This window comes from [Clostridium] citroniae WAL-17108 (assembly GCF_000233455.1).
Taxonomy (GTDB): Bacteria; Bacillota; Clostridia; order Lachnospirales; family Lachnospiraceae; genus Enterocloster; species Enterocloster citroniae.
The window spans coordinates 380,910-394,625 of the sequence record NZ_JH376420.1; the positions used below are offsets into that span (position 1 = coordinate 380,910).

16 protein-coding genes and 1 pseudogene are annotated in these 13,716 nt (G+C 47.5%); 4 read left to right on the forward strand and 13 right to left on the reverse strand.

Annotated elements, in window-relative coordinates:
* Positions 1–79 precede the first annotated feature (79 nt).
* The 8 genes and pseudogenes from HMPREF9469_RS01675 to HMPREF9469_RS32730 all read right to left on the reverse strand — a co-directional run bounded on the left by HMPREF9469_RS01675 (position 80) and on the right by HMPREF9469_RS32730 (position 6,540).
* A complete protein-coding gene (locus HMPREF9469_RS01675) occupies positions 80–1,069 on the reverse strand; it encodes a LacI family DNA-binding transcriptional regulator (protein WP_007858512.1) in 990 nt (329 codons plus the stop codon).
* Between the two features lie 164 nt (positions 1,070–1,233).
* Complete coding sequence (locus tag HMPREF9469_RS01680; protein WP_007858513.1) at positions 1,234–1,593, reverse strand: YccF domain-containing protein; 360 nt, start codon at positions 1,591–1,593, stop codon at positions 1,234–1,236.
* Positions 1,593–2,051: a hypothetical protein gene (locus tag HMPREF9469_RS01685; RefSeq protein ID WP_007858514.1), complete on the reverse strand. Its 459-nt coding sequence runs from the start codon at positions 2,049–2,051 to the stop codon at positions 1,593–1,595. Before HMPREF9469_RS01685 ends, HMPREF9469_RS01680 begins: the two co-directional genes overlap by 1 nt.
* Before the next feature lie 371 nt (positions 2,052–2,422).
* Complete coding sequence (locus HMPREF9469_RS01690) at positions 2,423–3,418, reverse strand: SPL family radical SAM protein (RefSeq protein ID WP_007858515.1); 996 nt, start codon at positions 3,416–3,418, stop codon at positions 2,423–2,425.
* Between the two features lie 145 nt (positions 3,419–3,563).
* The gene (locus HMPREF9469_RS01695) at positions 3,564–3,959 is read right to left on the reverse strand and encodes an SRPBCC family protein (RefSeq protein WP_007858518.1); all 396 of its coding nucleotides are present in this window, start codon (positions 3,957–3,959) and stop codon (positions 3,564–3,566) included.
* Positions 3,956–4,813, reverse strand: a complete 858-nt coding sequence (locus HMPREF9469_RS01700; protein ID WP_007858522.1) for an AraC family transcriptional regulator — start codon at positions 4,811–4,813, stop codon at positions 3,956–3,958. The genes HMPREF9469_RS01695 and HMPREF9469_RS01700 overlap by 4 nt, the downstream gene beginning before the upstream one ends.
* Before the next feature lie 180 nt (positions 4,814–4,993).
* Positions 4,994–5,218: pseudogene (locus HMPREF9469_RS01705) on the reverse strand (lipid A export ATP-binding/permease MsbA); the annotation flags it as partial.
* Between the two features lie 179 nt (positions 5,219–5,397).
* On the reverse strand, positions 5,398–6,540 hold the full coding sequence (locus HMPREF9469_RS32730; RefSeq protein WP_007858526.1) for an HD domain-containing protein: 1,143 nt from the start codon (positions 6,538–6,540) through the stop codon (positions 5,398–5,400).
* Positions 6,541–7,120: 580 nt separating this feature from the next.
* Here HMPREF9469_RS32730 and HMPREF9469_RS01715 point away from each other — a divergent pair.
* From HMPREF9469_RS01715 to HMPREF9469_RS01725, 3 genes are all read left to right on the forward strand, one after another.
* Positions 7,121–7,453 carry a PadR family transcriptional regulator gene (locus tag HMPREF9469_RS01715; protein ID WP_007858530.1) on the forward strand — a complete coding sequence of 111 codons (333 nt, stop codon included), beginning with the start codon at positions 7,121–7,123 and terminating at the stop codon, positions 7,451–7,453.
* Positions 7,437–8,972 carry a permease prefix domain 1-containing protein gene (locus HMPREF9469_RS01720; RefSeq protein ID WP_416390399.1) on the forward strand — a complete coding sequence of 512 codons (1,536 nt, stop codon included), beginning with the start codon at positions 7,437–7,439 and terminating at the stop codon, positions 8,970–8,972. The genes HMPREF9469_RS01715 and HMPREF9469_RS01720 overlap by 17 nt, the downstream gene beginning before the upstream one ends.
* Before the next feature lie 213 nt (positions 8,973–9,185).
* Complete coding sequence (locus HMPREF9469_RS01725) at positions 9,186–10,040, forward strand: DUF4397 domain-containing protein (RefSeq protein WP_040415355.1); 855 nt, start codon at positions 9,186–9,188, stop codon at positions 10,038–10,040.
* A 143-nt stretch (positions 10,041–10,183) separates the two neighbouring features.
* Here HMPREF9469_RS01725 and HMPREF9469_RS01730 read toward each other — a convergent pair whose 3' ends face one another.
* From HMPREF9469_RS01730 to HMPREF9469_RS01755, 5 genes are all read right to left on the reverse strand, one after another.
* Positions 10,184–10,597 (reverse strand): DUF3788 domain-containing protein, encoded by a 414-nt coding sequence (locus tag HMPREF9469_RS01730; protein WP_040414865.1) that lies wholly within the window; start codon positions 10,595–10,597, stop codon positions 10,184–10,186.
* 5 nt (positions 10,598–10,602) lie between these two features.
* Positions 10,603–11,466 carry a DUF1266 domain-containing protein gene (locus HMPREF9469_RS01735; protein ID WP_007858545.1) on the reverse strand — a complete coding sequence of 288 codons (864 nt, stop codon included), beginning with the start codon at positions 11,464–11,466 and terminating at the stop codon, positions 10,603–10,605.
* A gap of 309 nt (positions 11,467–11,775) precedes the next feature.
* Positions 11,776–12,528 (reverse strand): GNAT family N-acetyltransferase, encoded by a 753-nt coding sequence (locus tag HMPREF9469_RS01745; protein ID WP_007858547.1) that lies wholly within the window; start codon positions 12,526–12,528, stop codon positions 11,776–11,778.
* Between the two features lie 163 nt (positions 12,529–12,691).
* Entirely contained in the window at positions 12,692–12,916 is a 225-nt protein-coding gene (locus HMPREF9469_RS01750; RefSeq protein ID WP_007858548.1) for a hypothetical protein, read from the reverse strand.
* An 80-nt stretch (positions 12,917–12,996) separates the two neighbouring features.
* A complete protein-coding gene (locus HMPREF9469_RS01755; RefSeq protein ID WP_007858557.1) occupies positions 12,997–13,218 on the reverse strand; it encodes a hypothetical protein in 222 nt (73 codons plus the stop codon).
* A 320-nt stretch (positions 13,219–13,538) separates the two neighbouring features.
* On the opposite strand from HMPREF9469_RS01755, the gene HMPREF9469_RS33680 reads away from it, so the two are divergent.
* The coding region (locus HMPREF9469_RS33680; RefSeq protein WP_007858558.1) for a helix-turn-helix domain-containing protein at positions 13,539–13,716 on the forward strand (178 nt) is incomplete at its 3' end.

The window sequence follows — 13,716 nt, forward strand, 5'->3', positions numbered from 1 at the left end:
ATTTTTATGTGTAAAAAAACGCAGGGCTTTTTTGTGCACATTGTACAGTCATCAATGATACGCAAAAAAGTCTCTGCACTCATTTCCTTTTTTTTACACTTCCCCCCTCGATCATATGGTAATCTACGATCTGTTTTTTCGGCACCGGTTCCTCCCTTATAATCTTAAGAAGGGTCTCCGCACCCAGGTATCCCAGACCGTAAGAGTCAAATTTCAGGGTTGTAAGTTCCGGCTTTAAAAGGGTACTTTCATCATAACCGCCAAAGCCCACCACGGATACATCCTCCGGCACCCTGAGCCCGCGCTGGGCCAGCACCCTGTACGCGCCAAAAGCCAGACGGTCCGTGGCGCATATCAAGGCGTCAAGGGGACCCTGGTCCAAAAGCTCCTCAGTCATCCTGATTCCGCTCTCATAGCTGTAATCCCCCGACACTGCCGATACATTGTCCACGTTCCACTCTCTCAGGCCGTCCAGCACTCCTCTCTTCCTGGTAATGCCCACGGCCTCATCAGACTCATACACCCCCAGATATCCCACACGCACAGGATGTTCTCTTCCGATATAGGAGCCCATGGCCTTCCCTGCCCCATAATCATCATAGACAACACAATTTCCCTGGTCATAATCCTGGGCCAGCACCACCACCGGTATGGGACTGTTCCTGATCAGTTCCCTGTGTTCCTCTGTAATGGTAATTGCGCTGAGCAGAATGCCATCCACCTTCAGGGTGATAAGGCGCTGTATGTTCTTTAATTCCAGTTCCACACTGTGATCCGAATCTTTGATCAGCGCCTCATATCCCTGCTCCCTTAGAAAGCGGCCGATGCTTGTGACCACCCTGCTCGTGATCTTGGAGTTCAGGGTGGGGAGCACCACGCCTATTACATTGCTTTCCCTTGCCTTCAGCCTTGCAAACGCATTGGGCTCATACTTGTACTCCTCTATGATCTCCTGGATCTTTACCCTGGTGGACTCTTTTACGCTTCCTCCGTTAAAATACCTGGATACCGTACTTTTGGTGACACCTGCCATGGAGGCGATATCATCCATGGTAATCTTCCCCGGCATATCCAACACCCTCTTCCTGTCAATCTCCTGTCAATAAAGCCGGGCGGTGTGCTGCCCGGCTCCCTTCTATGTGCTAGTATAGCAGAAATGCATCTGAATGTCCTCTGTTTTTTGCCGGAAACAAATACCGGAAGCAAATACCGGAAGCAAAAATCATCAGTCCTTTATACGACCCGGCTACCAAAGGGCATCAGCGCCAGCTTTGCCAGCTTAAACTGCTGCAGCCCGAATGGGATCCCCACAATGGTCATGCACAGCAGTGCTCCGATGATGGCTGATTCAATGGCCAGGGGCAGACCCGATACCACCAGCCAGATAATATTGAGCAGCAGAGAACCCGCCCCTCCTCCGTATACGACTTCTTTTCCAAAGGGAAAGAAGCTTAATCCCGCGAACTTAAAGCATTGCATACCCACCGGTATTCCTATGATGCTTATGCACCACAAACACCCTGTGAGGAACCAGCTGAGACCGCTGATGCAGCCTCCGAATATAAACCATAACACATTTCCCAGACAACCCATTATTCATCCTCTCCTTTCTGTGGATCAGCCAACGATGACTGAAGATCATACAGCTGGCCGCGTATACGTGTTACCCTGTCCACAGCCTCACGTACCTGGTCTGATGCCTCGTTGATCTTGGACTGTACCATCCAGTCAGCCACGATTCCGTCAAAGAAATAGTCTGCGAATGTCAGAAAATTCCCCACATCCAGTTTAAATTCCCCCGGAAGGTCCACATCCAGCAGTTCCCGCTTCAGCCTGCGCAGCTGCAGCCTGGCGGACTCCATGGACTGCCTTGCCTCATCCATTCTGGAATGCTTCATAAAGGTGCCAAACAATCCTCCGCCCAGCATATCCCATATGCCCCAGCCAGCTGCCTTTGACAGGTACTGCCTTGCCTCCTCCAGGCTTGCCAGCGCCCTGTTGGCCGCCGCGATCGCCTCCGGTATTTCCTTGTACATGTTCTTTTTCTCCATAACAATCTCCTTTCTGTCATCTGACACTTAAAACATGTGCGCGGCAGATGGTGTTAGGATTCGTTTACGATATTTAAAAAGACTTCTATCGTGGTCGGCATCTGCCACAATAAAAGTCTTGCACATTTCATTTTATACGGGTGCTTCTCAGCACCAAGAAGACGATTTAAAATCCACCTGTGAACATCTGCTTCCAACTGGTCATACAAAGGTGGTTCGCTACTCCCTTTTATTAGAATGTATTATAACATTGCTTTCATACGGTGTCAAATACAAAACTTTGAATATTATATTAACATTTTGTGACAGTTCAGGACAGCTTTTCCCATTGGTGGTTGGTCCGGCCGTCCACGGCAGCCCCCGCTCTCCCGTCAGCTTATATAGAGGATGGGGACCGGGCCCAGAATCCGGTTGATCTCAGCCCTTAGAAACAGTTCCGCATCCGCCCTTGCCTCATTGCGGTAACAGTACCTGCCTCTGCCGCGCCCTGTCATCATGCCGCTGTCATACAGGTCCGGGGCATTGGGAAATGCCTCGCTGTTTATGGCTCTGTGCACATAGGAGTAGGTCATTAGGATAACTTCCAGAAACATCTGCTTTTTCATGCGTTCTGTCAGCCCGGCCTCCAGTTCCTCCAGCAGGCCGGTATAAAGTTCTCTCCAGTTTTCCGTAAGGATGACCGGCGCGATCAGAAGTCCGCAGGGATACCCATGGTCACACATGCGGTTGACAGCCTCTATGCGCTGGGCCAGGCTGGATGTGCCTAGCTCGATCCGGCTGATGACGGACTGGGGATTCACGCTCATGCGAAAGATCACCTTTTCCCTGTGATCCAGATCCAGGATCGGATCCACCATATGAAACTTCGTGGGAAATGTAAGCTTACCTGCGCCCTCCAGTGCAAATCGGGAAATGGTATACTGCAGATTGCCCGTAATGGTATTTTCCAGCACCAGGTCGCTGTTGCTCCCTATCTCAAAGGTAAGGGGCTGCTCGCTGGTCCTGGCCCGTTTAAGGATACGGTCAAGCATCTGCTCTCTGTTTACGAACAGGCGCAGATAGGCACATTTGTTGTAATTGCACACCAGGTAGCAATACAGGCACATGGCCGTACAGCCGGAGGAAGTGTATGGCACAAGATAATCCGACACCTTGTGATTCTCCACATATTTGTGTGTCTTTCTTATACCGATTATCAGGTTGCGCTTCATATGGCCAAACTCTGCATTTGGTTTTTCCTGCATTTCTTTAATGGAATTATGGCTCTGGATGGGGATCCAGGGCAGGTCCCCAAAATCATCCTTTAACTTCTGTCCCAAAGGGTAGGAAAGACTGTCCGGTTCATAATACACTGCGTCAAATTTCATGATCTCACCTTTCATCGCATGGATTTATCCCTGTTAGTATGCTCCGGATGAATCATGATTATCTTATCTGTCGGCGATTTTATTTAAAAACCTCCGGATTCCCTTCCCATCCCCGACTGTGCGGATATCAGCCGTCCGCATGTCGTCATTTTCCCAACTTCTTTTTCAGATCCCTGATATATGCGCTCTGCTGCTTTTTCAGATACATTTTTGCAAAAGGTTTCATGACTGCCTTTTTAACAGTCACCTGTTCCGTGAAATCAACAGTTGTCCGCCCGCTGTTTTCTGAGAATATGCCTATCCAGTGCCCGCTTATGTTATCATTTTCCATATCAAATTCCCATCGCTCCATGGGTATGCATGCGGTCACTGTAAAGACAGTGGAATACCCGCTTTTTGTATGCTCTATAAAAGTCTTATCATCCTGTATCTCTATCCTGTCCAGATCTCCTCTCCATTCATAATGGTCCAGGGAGGTCACAGTGTCCCAGACCCTTTTTATATCCCGGGGCAGCACTGCTTTTATAGTTGACTCCGTCATATCGGTCGCTCCTTTCCAACTGTCACCGGCAGCCAATATTCATATTGGGCATGGTCAGGATCAGCATGTATGTAAAGTTCCACATCCGGGGCTGTTCCGTATTCATAACCGGAATTCGGAAGCCATTCCGTTACCACACGGCGCTCCAGATCCTGTAATGTGCGGTTGGTACCCTCCCCCGGAAATATGGCCCACATGGAGGAGGGGACCGTGTATTCCTCAAATCCATGGCCCGTCCGTGTGGTGGGAACCGCAATATAGTATTTCCATACCTCGCGGCTGCCGCAGGCTGTCAGCCCCAGCAATCCTCCCGGTTCCCGGTCCATGATTGAAAGCATCCTGTCAATGGTACCGTCCATTACTGCCCGGTCCCACATATCCGGCACGGTCTTAAAGTTCTCCTCCATATCTCTAGCCAGCACTCTGGATATACCGGCAACCCTAAAGCAATCCCTGCGCTCGATCCTGTAATTCAGTTCCTCCGTCCCCTTTACCACCAGTTTAAAACTCAGGGGCGGATATGTCTTTAACATCACCCCCTCCTGTTTTGCCCGGGAGGGTGCCATGCCATGGACCGTACAGAAGGCGCGGGTAAAGGCCGTGGGGGAGGAATAACCGTACTTCAGGGCAATGTCAATGATCCTTCGTCCCCTCTGCAGATCCACTGCTGCCAGGGACATTTTCCTGCGGCGGATATATTCAGATAAGGGGATATCGCTCATAAACGCAAACATTCGCTGGAATTGATAGGCGGAACAGCACACGATTCTTCCAAGGGCCTCGTAGTCAGTCTCTTCTGTAATATGTTCCTCAATATACTCCATCGCCTGGTTAAACCTGCCCACCCATTCCATAAATATCCCGCTCCTCTATCATACGAAATTTTAGTTCCTTTATCCTCTCATTTCATGCACAAAATTGAGAGGCGCCCTTACCTTTGGTAACAGCCGCCTCTTAAATCATGCTCTTCTATTATAATGCATTAGATCCAAAGGGGCAAGCCGCTTTGGTATCCTGGCAAATATCCATGGATTTTAACCGTTTTCATTTGCAAACTGGCTGTTATACAGCTTTGCATAAAGACCATCCCGGGCTATCAGATCCCCATGGGTCCCCACCTCCTTAATATCCCCTTCCTGCATGTATAAGATCATGTCCGCATCCTTGATGGTGGAAAGCCTGTGGGCGATCACAAAACTGGTCCGCCCCTTCATCAGGACTGCCATGGCTTCCTGGATCAGTACTTCCGTGCGTGTATCCACGGAACCGACCACGGTGATAAAAAGCAGCAGAAGCGCCCATTTAAACAAAAACAATTCCTTATACATATGTTTCATGCCAGACCTCCAGTATATATCTGGTCACATTATGCGCTGTTTGCCTATGATCAATACCTTTTTTGCCGTGGACAAGAAAAAAGCCGCCTTTTTTGGCAGCTTCAGAAATCTTTGATGGTAAATCCCCGGTCCCGGATCAACACCTCATCCAGAATTGCCCTGATCCTCTCCACCTTCTCCACTCTCTCGGCAATGTACCTGGGGTTCTGGCCCGTCACATCGCAGCGGCGGACCTCAAGAAGCCTGCGAAACTGATCCTCTCCCATTCTCTTAAGCCAGGTCCGCACACTTTTCCTGTTTTCATGCAAGTCCACATCATGATACCTGACCAATTCCACGATCCTGTCCCTTAAAGTTCTGTCAAACTGCAGCCTGCCCAACACCTCATCCGTGATACGGGCAGAAACAGATCCATGTCCATAGAAATGTCCCACCCCCTTCTCATCCTCTGTATAGCAATGGGGTTTTCCAATATCATGAAACAGGACCACCAGCCTGACGATCAGATCACCGTTTGCCACGGACAGGGCTTCCAGCGTATGCCGCCATACGTCATAGGCATGGTATGGGTTGTTCTGTTTAAATCCCACCATGGGCTTAAGCTCCGGTAGGACCTCCATGAAAATAGGCTGGGCACATCTGATTTGATACACCAGGTCACTTATATTACCGGAGAACATCTTTATGATCTCATCCCCGACCCATGGTCCGGGAACTTTTATCAGCCTGTCCTTGTGGGCAACGGCTGAGTCCAGGGTATCTTTATCGATCCCATACCCCAGCCGGACTGCGAGGCGGACGCAGGACAGGATCTCCTCCGCCTTCCATACATCCTCCGGCTTTCCTATACACCGGATCCTCTGGTCCGCCAGATCCTGCCTACCGTCAAAGGGATCGATCAGCCCCACCCCCAGCCCATAAGCCATGGCTTCAATGGTGAAAATGCGTTGCTCCAGCTCTCTCTTCAGATCGGTCATATCACCGGCCACATCAACCCGGTCACATGGCTGGTATCTGCAGGATCCCGGGGCTTTCCGTCTGTCCCCGGGAACCATTTTCCCCTGGGAAAATATACCGGCCAGCTGTTCCTTGGGAGCTGAGGTACAGATCTCCCAATTTTCAGGACAGATTCCCAAAAGGCTGTCCCGGACACACTCCCCCACAATATATGCTTCATACCCTTTCTGCTCCAGTTCCTGTAATATACATACAACAGATGAGGGCATATCAATTTCAATTTTCAATTTTAACCTCCGGTTTACCATTTCCATGGATTATAGAAATGTTCCAGAACACCATGCTCAGATGGTGCCCCGGAAATTTGAGTTGTGAATGTGTTCCATCAACAAAATATTAATGAGTTGGACCATTTATGTGTATGGAATCTTAATATGGACCAGGTATATATTAAAATCATACAAAAGTACGGAAAGGAGATGGATCCATATGAAAAAGGATATGATAAATGACCTGAAAGGCCTTGCTGTCATGAGCGTCATTGCAGTGACTATCATAACATTGAGATTCCTTATCTGGTTCAGATAATACGATCTGAAACAATCGGTATCCGTATTCACCTGCATCAGATGGGCCCTTTGTCTAAAACTCACCCGCTAACATAAGCATACACTGTATTTTACAAATTATCAATATGCCCGGCCGCGATTGAACGAGGATTCTCCCTTGACATACATAGATAATCCAGGTATAATGCAACATATACCTGGATTATCTATGTATGTGCCTTTTATTTTCTTTCATTGGCACACCAATGATATGAATGGGAAACGGATCATAGCAGGTTATAAACAAGGAGGTCACTCTATGGACAAACGCTATATGGCTCTTGGCACTTCCATGCTGGTGCTGAGGCTTCTGGAACAGGAAAGCATGTACGGGTATCAGATCATCCGGGAGTTGGAACAGCAGAGCCGGAATGTATTTCAGCTTCAGGAAGGCACCCTCTACCCCATCCTGCACAATCTGGAGGAGCAGGGAGCTGTCAGCAGCTACCGGCAGACAGCGGACAGCGGACGGATCCGCAAATATTATGCCATTACTCCCACCGGAAGACTTTTGCTGGAAGAAAAAGCCAGAGAGTGGGAAATCTATCAGACCGCCGTCAACCAGGTGATGGGGGGTGTTGTCTTTGGATAAGAATACCTCCCCTTCCCCTACTTCCCACTTTCTTAAAGAAGTAACTGAACAGATCTCCTACAAGCCCCTTCGGCCCTCCATCCGTCAGGAACTGGAATCACATATTCAGGACCGCATGGAGGACTACGAATCCCAGGGGCTTTCCCCCAAGGAAGCAGAAGCTCAGGCCCTGCGCTGTATGGGTGATGCAGCCGCCATCGGAACCAGACTGAACGAAGTCCACAAGCTTCAGAAAGCCCCGCTGCTCACAGCAGCCACCGCCCTGCTGCTGCTCACAGGACTTGCATTTGCCATATTCATGCAATGGCGGCCGGTCCAGATCGGAAACCGCTTTATTTATTATATCATGGGCGTTGCACTGCTGATATTGGTTGCTTTACATGGATATCCTCTTTTGATCCGATACCGGAAGATTCTTGTATTATCCGTATGCCCCCTGTATCTGGCCGCCAGGGCAGGGATCTTCCTGCTCTCAGAATATCATGGGTATGTGATAGGAAATTCCACAATCGCTTACTGTGCCATACTGCTTTCCGCGCCGGTGATCACAGTGATTTTGTATTGTTCCCGTTTACATAAAAGGCAGTTTCTCATCACCGCTTCCCTGTGTGCCGGCATCTGGATGCTTCTGGTATATACATCCTGTCTGCAATTATATGATACAGTTCCCATTATGTCACTTCTCAGCATGCTTGCCACCCTGTGTTATATGGCCCGGAACTCGGTTTTTTCCGGAAAACGCCATGCACCTTGCATCGGCTTTCTGGCCGGGCTGGTACTGATAGGAAGCCCTGTGCTCCTCACAGGCACCGGCCGGAACAATGCTGCAGCATTTCTTTCCCCGCAGTCAGCGGTTCACAGCACATGGGATGATACTTATAACGGCATCCTGATCCAGGAACTCCTGTCAAAAACGCCGCTCACCCATGGATTGGAACTGTCTGCGGAGAAAATGATGGAATACGGCTCCGGTGCATGGTACTTTGAATCCCGGGATTTCAGGCAGGTCGGACTGGATATCACCGGTACACGGACCGTACGCCGGCAGCTGGAGCTTCATGAAGTGTCCAACGCGCTTTGGGAACAGGGATATATGCCCCGTTACCTCCAGTACCACGCAGGTAATGTAACCCTGTGGGATATCCTTCCCATACACTATTACAACAACTATATAATCGCAGTGGCCATCCTCCTCTTTGGATGGATTCCAGGCCTGTTCCTTGTGGGGGGCATCGGATTATTTTATCTGATCCTTTTCTCCTGCATCGGACGCATACGCGGACTGCTGGCTTCATCCCTTGGATTTTGCTGCGGCCAGTGCCTGCTTTGGCAGGGAGTGTTTTATGTGCTGGGGAATTTTGGATATCAATACGGCCAATTTCCTAATATGCCATTGCTTTCAGAAGGACGGTTAAGCATCATGCTCAATCTTCTTTTATTAGGTTTGATATTCTCAGCCTACCGCTTTGATCATGTAACGGAGGAACCGGTAAACTATACTCCTGTTCCCTCCCCGTGATGTTTTCTCCCCTCTCCAAAAGTGCTGACCCTATCAATCAACCTATCAATCAAACGCCATCCGTAACCGTGTGCAGCAGACATGTACGGTCACTCATTTATAACTATTGAATATACTAAATTAAAAGAACAACTAGGAAATACGATGAACCTATTTAAAACAATACCACTTACCGCTGCACAACTTACAAATGATTCGTTTGACGCCGGCTTTATGGTTGACCCAGACACTGCGGTCGATCCGGCATTTTCCGTTGACCCGGACTTTTCAGTGCCAGACTATGATGTAATGATCCCTTCGGATGATGAAGATATCGACCCGGATTTTTCAGTTATGCCACCCGTTTATCCCGACCGGCCATTTCCCGACCGGCCATTCCCCGACCGCCCGTTTCCTGACCGGCCATACCCCGATCGGCCTTATCCCGACCGCCCTATTTATCCTCCATTTGTTCCAACACCCATGCCCTGCCTTTTCTGCAATAACGATCAGTGGGTACGGGGCGCGATCCGTTTTCTGAATGCGGCAACAGGATATAATGCATTTACCATCTACATTGACAACCGCCCTGTTTATTCTAACCTTAATTTTCCTGAACTGACCCGTTATCAGCAGGTTTCACAGGGATACCATACCTTTGCGGTGGTGGGGAACGGATACACCTATGTACGGAAATCCATGTATATTGGGGATGGGATGGCTACCATTGCAATTATCAATTCCTCCACAGGGCTGGATCTGACCTTAATTGCAGATACCACCTGCCCTATGTCCAACGCGAACGCATGTTTTCGTGTATGTAACCTGGCCTATTACAGCGGTGCCGTCAATGTTGCCCTTGGAAATATCTACTTCAACTCTGTCCGGTTTAAACAGGCAACCAGCTTCAGTTCCATGATGAGCGGAAGTTATACGGTTCATGTTTCCCGTTCCGCCAGGCCGGAAACAACATTGCTCACCACAACCATCAGCATGAGGCCCAGACGTATCTACACCCTCTATGTATTAAACTGGAATCCATCTTCTGATGCGATCCAGACATTGATGGTGGAAGACCGGAGAAACTGACAAGAAAAACAATCCCTTGGTTTTTCTGGGATTACCTGTTATGTTTAGCATTTGACTCCGCATTCATGGGATAAAAAGAACTGCTGCCCCTGTACTTCACTTCATGGTCAGCAGTTCTTTTTGTGCCTGTTATTATGTATCTGTTATGATGAGCATTTTACAGTTAATATTGTTTGAATATCCTCATGATTCCTCTCACAGAGGACCCTGTATTGGACCCATCCTCCATCCCCGCAGGGATACCTGTTATCTATCAATTCCTGCGTATACCGGCTCACATGTCTGTATACCGACTCAAACTGTTTATTTGATAATCGGGTCATCACGGTAAACGAATTATATTCAGGAAATACATTACAGATGAGATTCTTTTTTTTCCTGTGAGCAATCCCCCAACCATATTGATTTCCATAGGGAAACACAACCTGCGGTTCTGTTTGGAAGGTTTTTTCCAACCATTCATTGAGGTAAGTAAATAATTCAGCATTTTCGCCGCAATACCCTGTCATATCAGCTACTGTGGGCTTTACCTGTTTGTTGAGCATTCTTTCATACATATTGATCACCAATACTTTACAAGTGCTTTATCCCATGGAATCCATTTATCTTCATCATTCTGGTCCATAACTTTTTTGATTTGTTCATAGGCGGCTTCTCTTTCTTTGCTCTCCCCATGTCCAACCGAACTGTCCCACTGACGGTATGCTGTCATATAGTGATCAAAAAAATCTTCCCACGAAGAAAACGACTGCTGGATCGTTGGAGCCATGGCGTACTGCATGGTCCTATACTCAACCATATCCATCCATCTGGCGCCTCTCATGGAACTGCACAGCATCATGGCCCTGCTGAAATCCCATGCTTTCACTGCTTTGTCATCCGTTGCCACCCCTTCACTAAAAAGATGGTTGACCATGGAAATCCCACCCTCTTTGTCTGTTATTCCCCAGTCCCGGGCCATAAGTGTCTCATCCGATGGCAGCTGAGTAAAATGCAGATCCGCCCACACCTCTTTTTCATCCTTATATTTTGTGTGGATTCCATAGGTCTGATCCATCCACTGCACACAGGTAGATCCGAAAAGCGCATCCTCCTGATCCATGGCAGCCAAGACTCCCCGTCCATCTGTTGTTATCACCTTATGGTCTCTCCATACGTCCGTGCCCGTGTATTTAAAAAGCTTTCCATCCGACATAAAGCTGTAAAGATACCCATCGATCAGATGATATCCGGTGAGCATTCTTCCATCCGGGCCAAGATAATAGGTGTCACCATTTGCATTGATCCATTGATCAGCCAGCCTTTGTTCATTCTGATAATAGTACCAGCCGCCCTCCTGCTGCCGCCATCCATCCATGGCATAGGACGCAAAGGCTACCGACAGTGTCAAAGTCAGCGTTACAAAAGCCATCAACACATTTCTCATCACAAATCCTCCTTCTCCATTCATTCCCTGCGGTTCCTAACCTGACGTTCTTTGGCGCCTATGGGAATATGTTCTATATGATCAATGATATCATTTAGATGGTTTTATGGCAATCGATGGTTTGGCGTTTCCTCCCTCCGCCTCACGGATTTGCGGATCTGCTCCTGACTGCTGAAAATAAAGATAGCGCTTGGCAGCATTAACTGTAAGTATTATAGCTGCAATATGGAGTGCATTCTCACGGCATAGGATCATCCTCTTGACAGGGTTGCCGATCCGCGAAACCCTTGGCAGGATGGCAGCCATATCTTATTTTTTAAGTATTCTCTTTAAACCGGCAATATCCAATAATAAATTCACGGTCTCAAATTTACCCTTGTAAAATACTGCCCAATTATTAAAAACACAAGGCAATTCTTTTGCTTTTTGCAGCGTATCTACATAAATAAATGATACCGGAATATCATTCTGTTCACAATACTGTTCTATGATCTCTATGTTTTGACGGATATAGGGACACTGCATATCATAATAAATCGTAAGCTCTTTGTTTTCAATTTCCTGGCTTTTTACATTCTGGGCAAACCGGGGTTTTGTTCCATCCAAGGACAGTGCCAGCAATTCATATCCTTGATCCGTGGTATCAACAACCTCAAAGCCATACTTTTTGGCAAATGCCTGGTCCGAAAGCCAATGCTTTTGCTTTTTTGCTCCCAGCATACAGATACCGGATTTCCCTTTTGCTTTGGCGTCATCCAGACAATACTCCATCAGAGATTTCCCATACCCCTTTCCTTTGCAGTTGCCGGAAACCCACAGGCAGTACAGATAATAATAGTTGTCACCGATTACGGGAACCCAGGCTGTTTCAAGCGGCGCATATTCAATAAAAACAGTAGCCTTCGCGTTTAGCTTTCTAAAAACATGGCCTTCCTTTAGACGGTCTGAAAGCCACTGCCGCTTTGCGTCAATACCGGGATGCGGCTTTTTGCTGCGGATAATACAGCACAAATGCTCATGGGCAAGGTTTTCTGCTGTTAAATTTATAAACTCAGTATCCATACGTACCTCCCTTTACAGGTCAATTCCCCTTGTTAAATAGGGCAGTCTATTCCTTTCCAGACTGACATAAATCATATGTATAGTCTAATCGCGATCCGGCTTAATGTCAAACAGCTGATGGGATCTTTATATACTGTCCCCTGCAGACGTCATCAATATGTCATCAAAAATGGAATGAATAGCCGCATCCGCATTCTATATCGCCCTTATTATACAATTCACCCTTCATTCTCCTGATATGAGCCATGCCGCCGCAAATGGGGCATATAAAATCCACCTCGCCAAAACCATCTGTAACTTGCAGGGCCAGCAGGGAAGCCCTGATAAAATTATATAGGTTCTCTATGGATATATCCTCCTTATCTTTTGTTAAACTACCGTCATTCATTCTCATCCCTCCTGACTAATACCTGCAGGTGAATAGATTCCAATCCCTTCCCCTCCGTCTCTAATCTGTTATCTATGACATTATTCGCAGATCCATCCGCTGTCATTGACAAAGGGTTCTCCCATAACATTTATCCTGCATCCTTTACATATGGCATGTATCTGACCGTTTACAGCCCTTTCAGACCGCGCCCGTCCGCCGCACACCGGACATATGAACACGGCTTCATCTGATGCCTTCACTGCCATCACCGCAGCTTTCATAAATTTACGAAATCCTTCTATCTCCGCGTCCTCATCCATATACTTGTCCCCATATCAATCTGACCGATCCAATCACCCTGCCTATATCTCAGAGCGGTACGCTATTATTAGAACCATGGCCTTAACCGCAAATACAAACATACGTTCTGTTTATATGATAGCACGAACATTTGTTTGTGTCAATGATAAAAAGTACTTAAATGAAATTGTAAATTCCAGTTCACACCTTAATGCAAGAGTAAATTCTATATTTCTGGAAATTAATCTTGCACAGATATTCGCCCTATTGTCCTTGATACTCATGCCTCCGTATAATGTACTTGCAGCTGATTGCCTGCCTGTGCAGATCGGAGATCATTATGAATAATAAAGGCAATCAGAAACATTTAACATTTGAACAGCGTGTTGATATTGAGAAAGGACTTACCGAGAATAAAAACTTCGCAGAAATCGGAAGAATGATCGGAAAAGCTCCTTCCACTGTATCAAAAGAGGTACGACTTCACGCACACACAAAAGAACGTCCTGATGCAGGAT

Excerpts from the sequence above, each read along its gene's own strand:
- HMPREF9469_RS01685 (WP_007858514.1), bottom strand. The coding sequence starts at position 2,051 with ATGGAGAAAAAGAACATGTACAAGGAAATACCGGAGGCGATCGCGGCG.
- HMPREF9469_RS01755 (WP_007858557.1), bottom strand. The coding sequence starts at position 13,218 with ATGGATGAGGACGCGGAGATAGAAGGATTTCGTAAATTTATGAAAGCT.
- HMPREF9469_RS01675 (WP_007858512.1), bottom strand. The coding sequence starts at position 1,069 with ATGCCGGGGAAGATTACCATGGATGATATCGCCTCCATGGCAGGTGTC.
- HMPREF9469_RS01715 (WP_007858530.1), top strand. The coding sequence starts at position 7,121 with ATGGACAAACGCTATATGGCTCTTGGCACTTCCATGCTGGTGCTGAGG.
- HMPREF9469_RS01750 (WP_007858548.1), bottom strand. The coding sequence starts at position 12,916 with ATGAATGACGGTAGTTTAACAAAAGATAAGGAGGATATATCCATAGAG.
- HMPREF9469_RS01725 (WP_040415355.1), top strand. The coding sequence starts at position 9,186 with ATGGTTGACCCAGACACTGCGGTCGATCCGGCATTTTCCGTTGACCCG.
- HMPREF9469_RS01690 (WP_007858515.1), bottom strand. The coding sequence starts at position 3,418 with ATGAAATTTGACGCAGTGTATTATGAACCGGACAGTCTTTCCTACCCT.
- HMPREF9469_RS01730 (WP_040414865.1), bottom strand. The coding sequence starts at position 10,597 with ATGTATGAAAGAATGCTCAACAAACAGGTAAAGCCCACAGTAGCTGAT.
- HMPREF9469_RS01695 (WP_007858518.1), bottom strand. The coding sequence starts at position 3,959 with ATGACGGAGTCAACTATAAAAGCAGTGCTGCCCCGGGATATAAAAAGG.
- HMPREF9469_RS01745 (WP_007858547.1), bottom strand. The coding sequence starts at position 12,528 with ATGGATACTGAGTTTATAAATTTAACAGCAGAAAACCTTGCCCATGAG.
- HMPREF9469_RS01680 (WP_007858513.1), bottom strand. The coding sequence starts at position 1,593 with ATGGGTTGTCTGGGAAATGTGTTATGGTTTATATTCGGAGGCTGCATC.
- HMPREF9469_RS01700 (WP_007858522.1), bottom strand. The coding sequence starts at position 4,813 with ATGGAATGGGTGGGCAGGTTTAACCAGGCGATGGAGTATATTGAGGAA.
- HMPREF9469_RS01735 (WP_007858545.1), bottom strand. The coding sequence starts at position 11,466 with ATGAGAAATGTGTTGATGGCTTTTGTAACGCTGACTTTGACACTGTCG.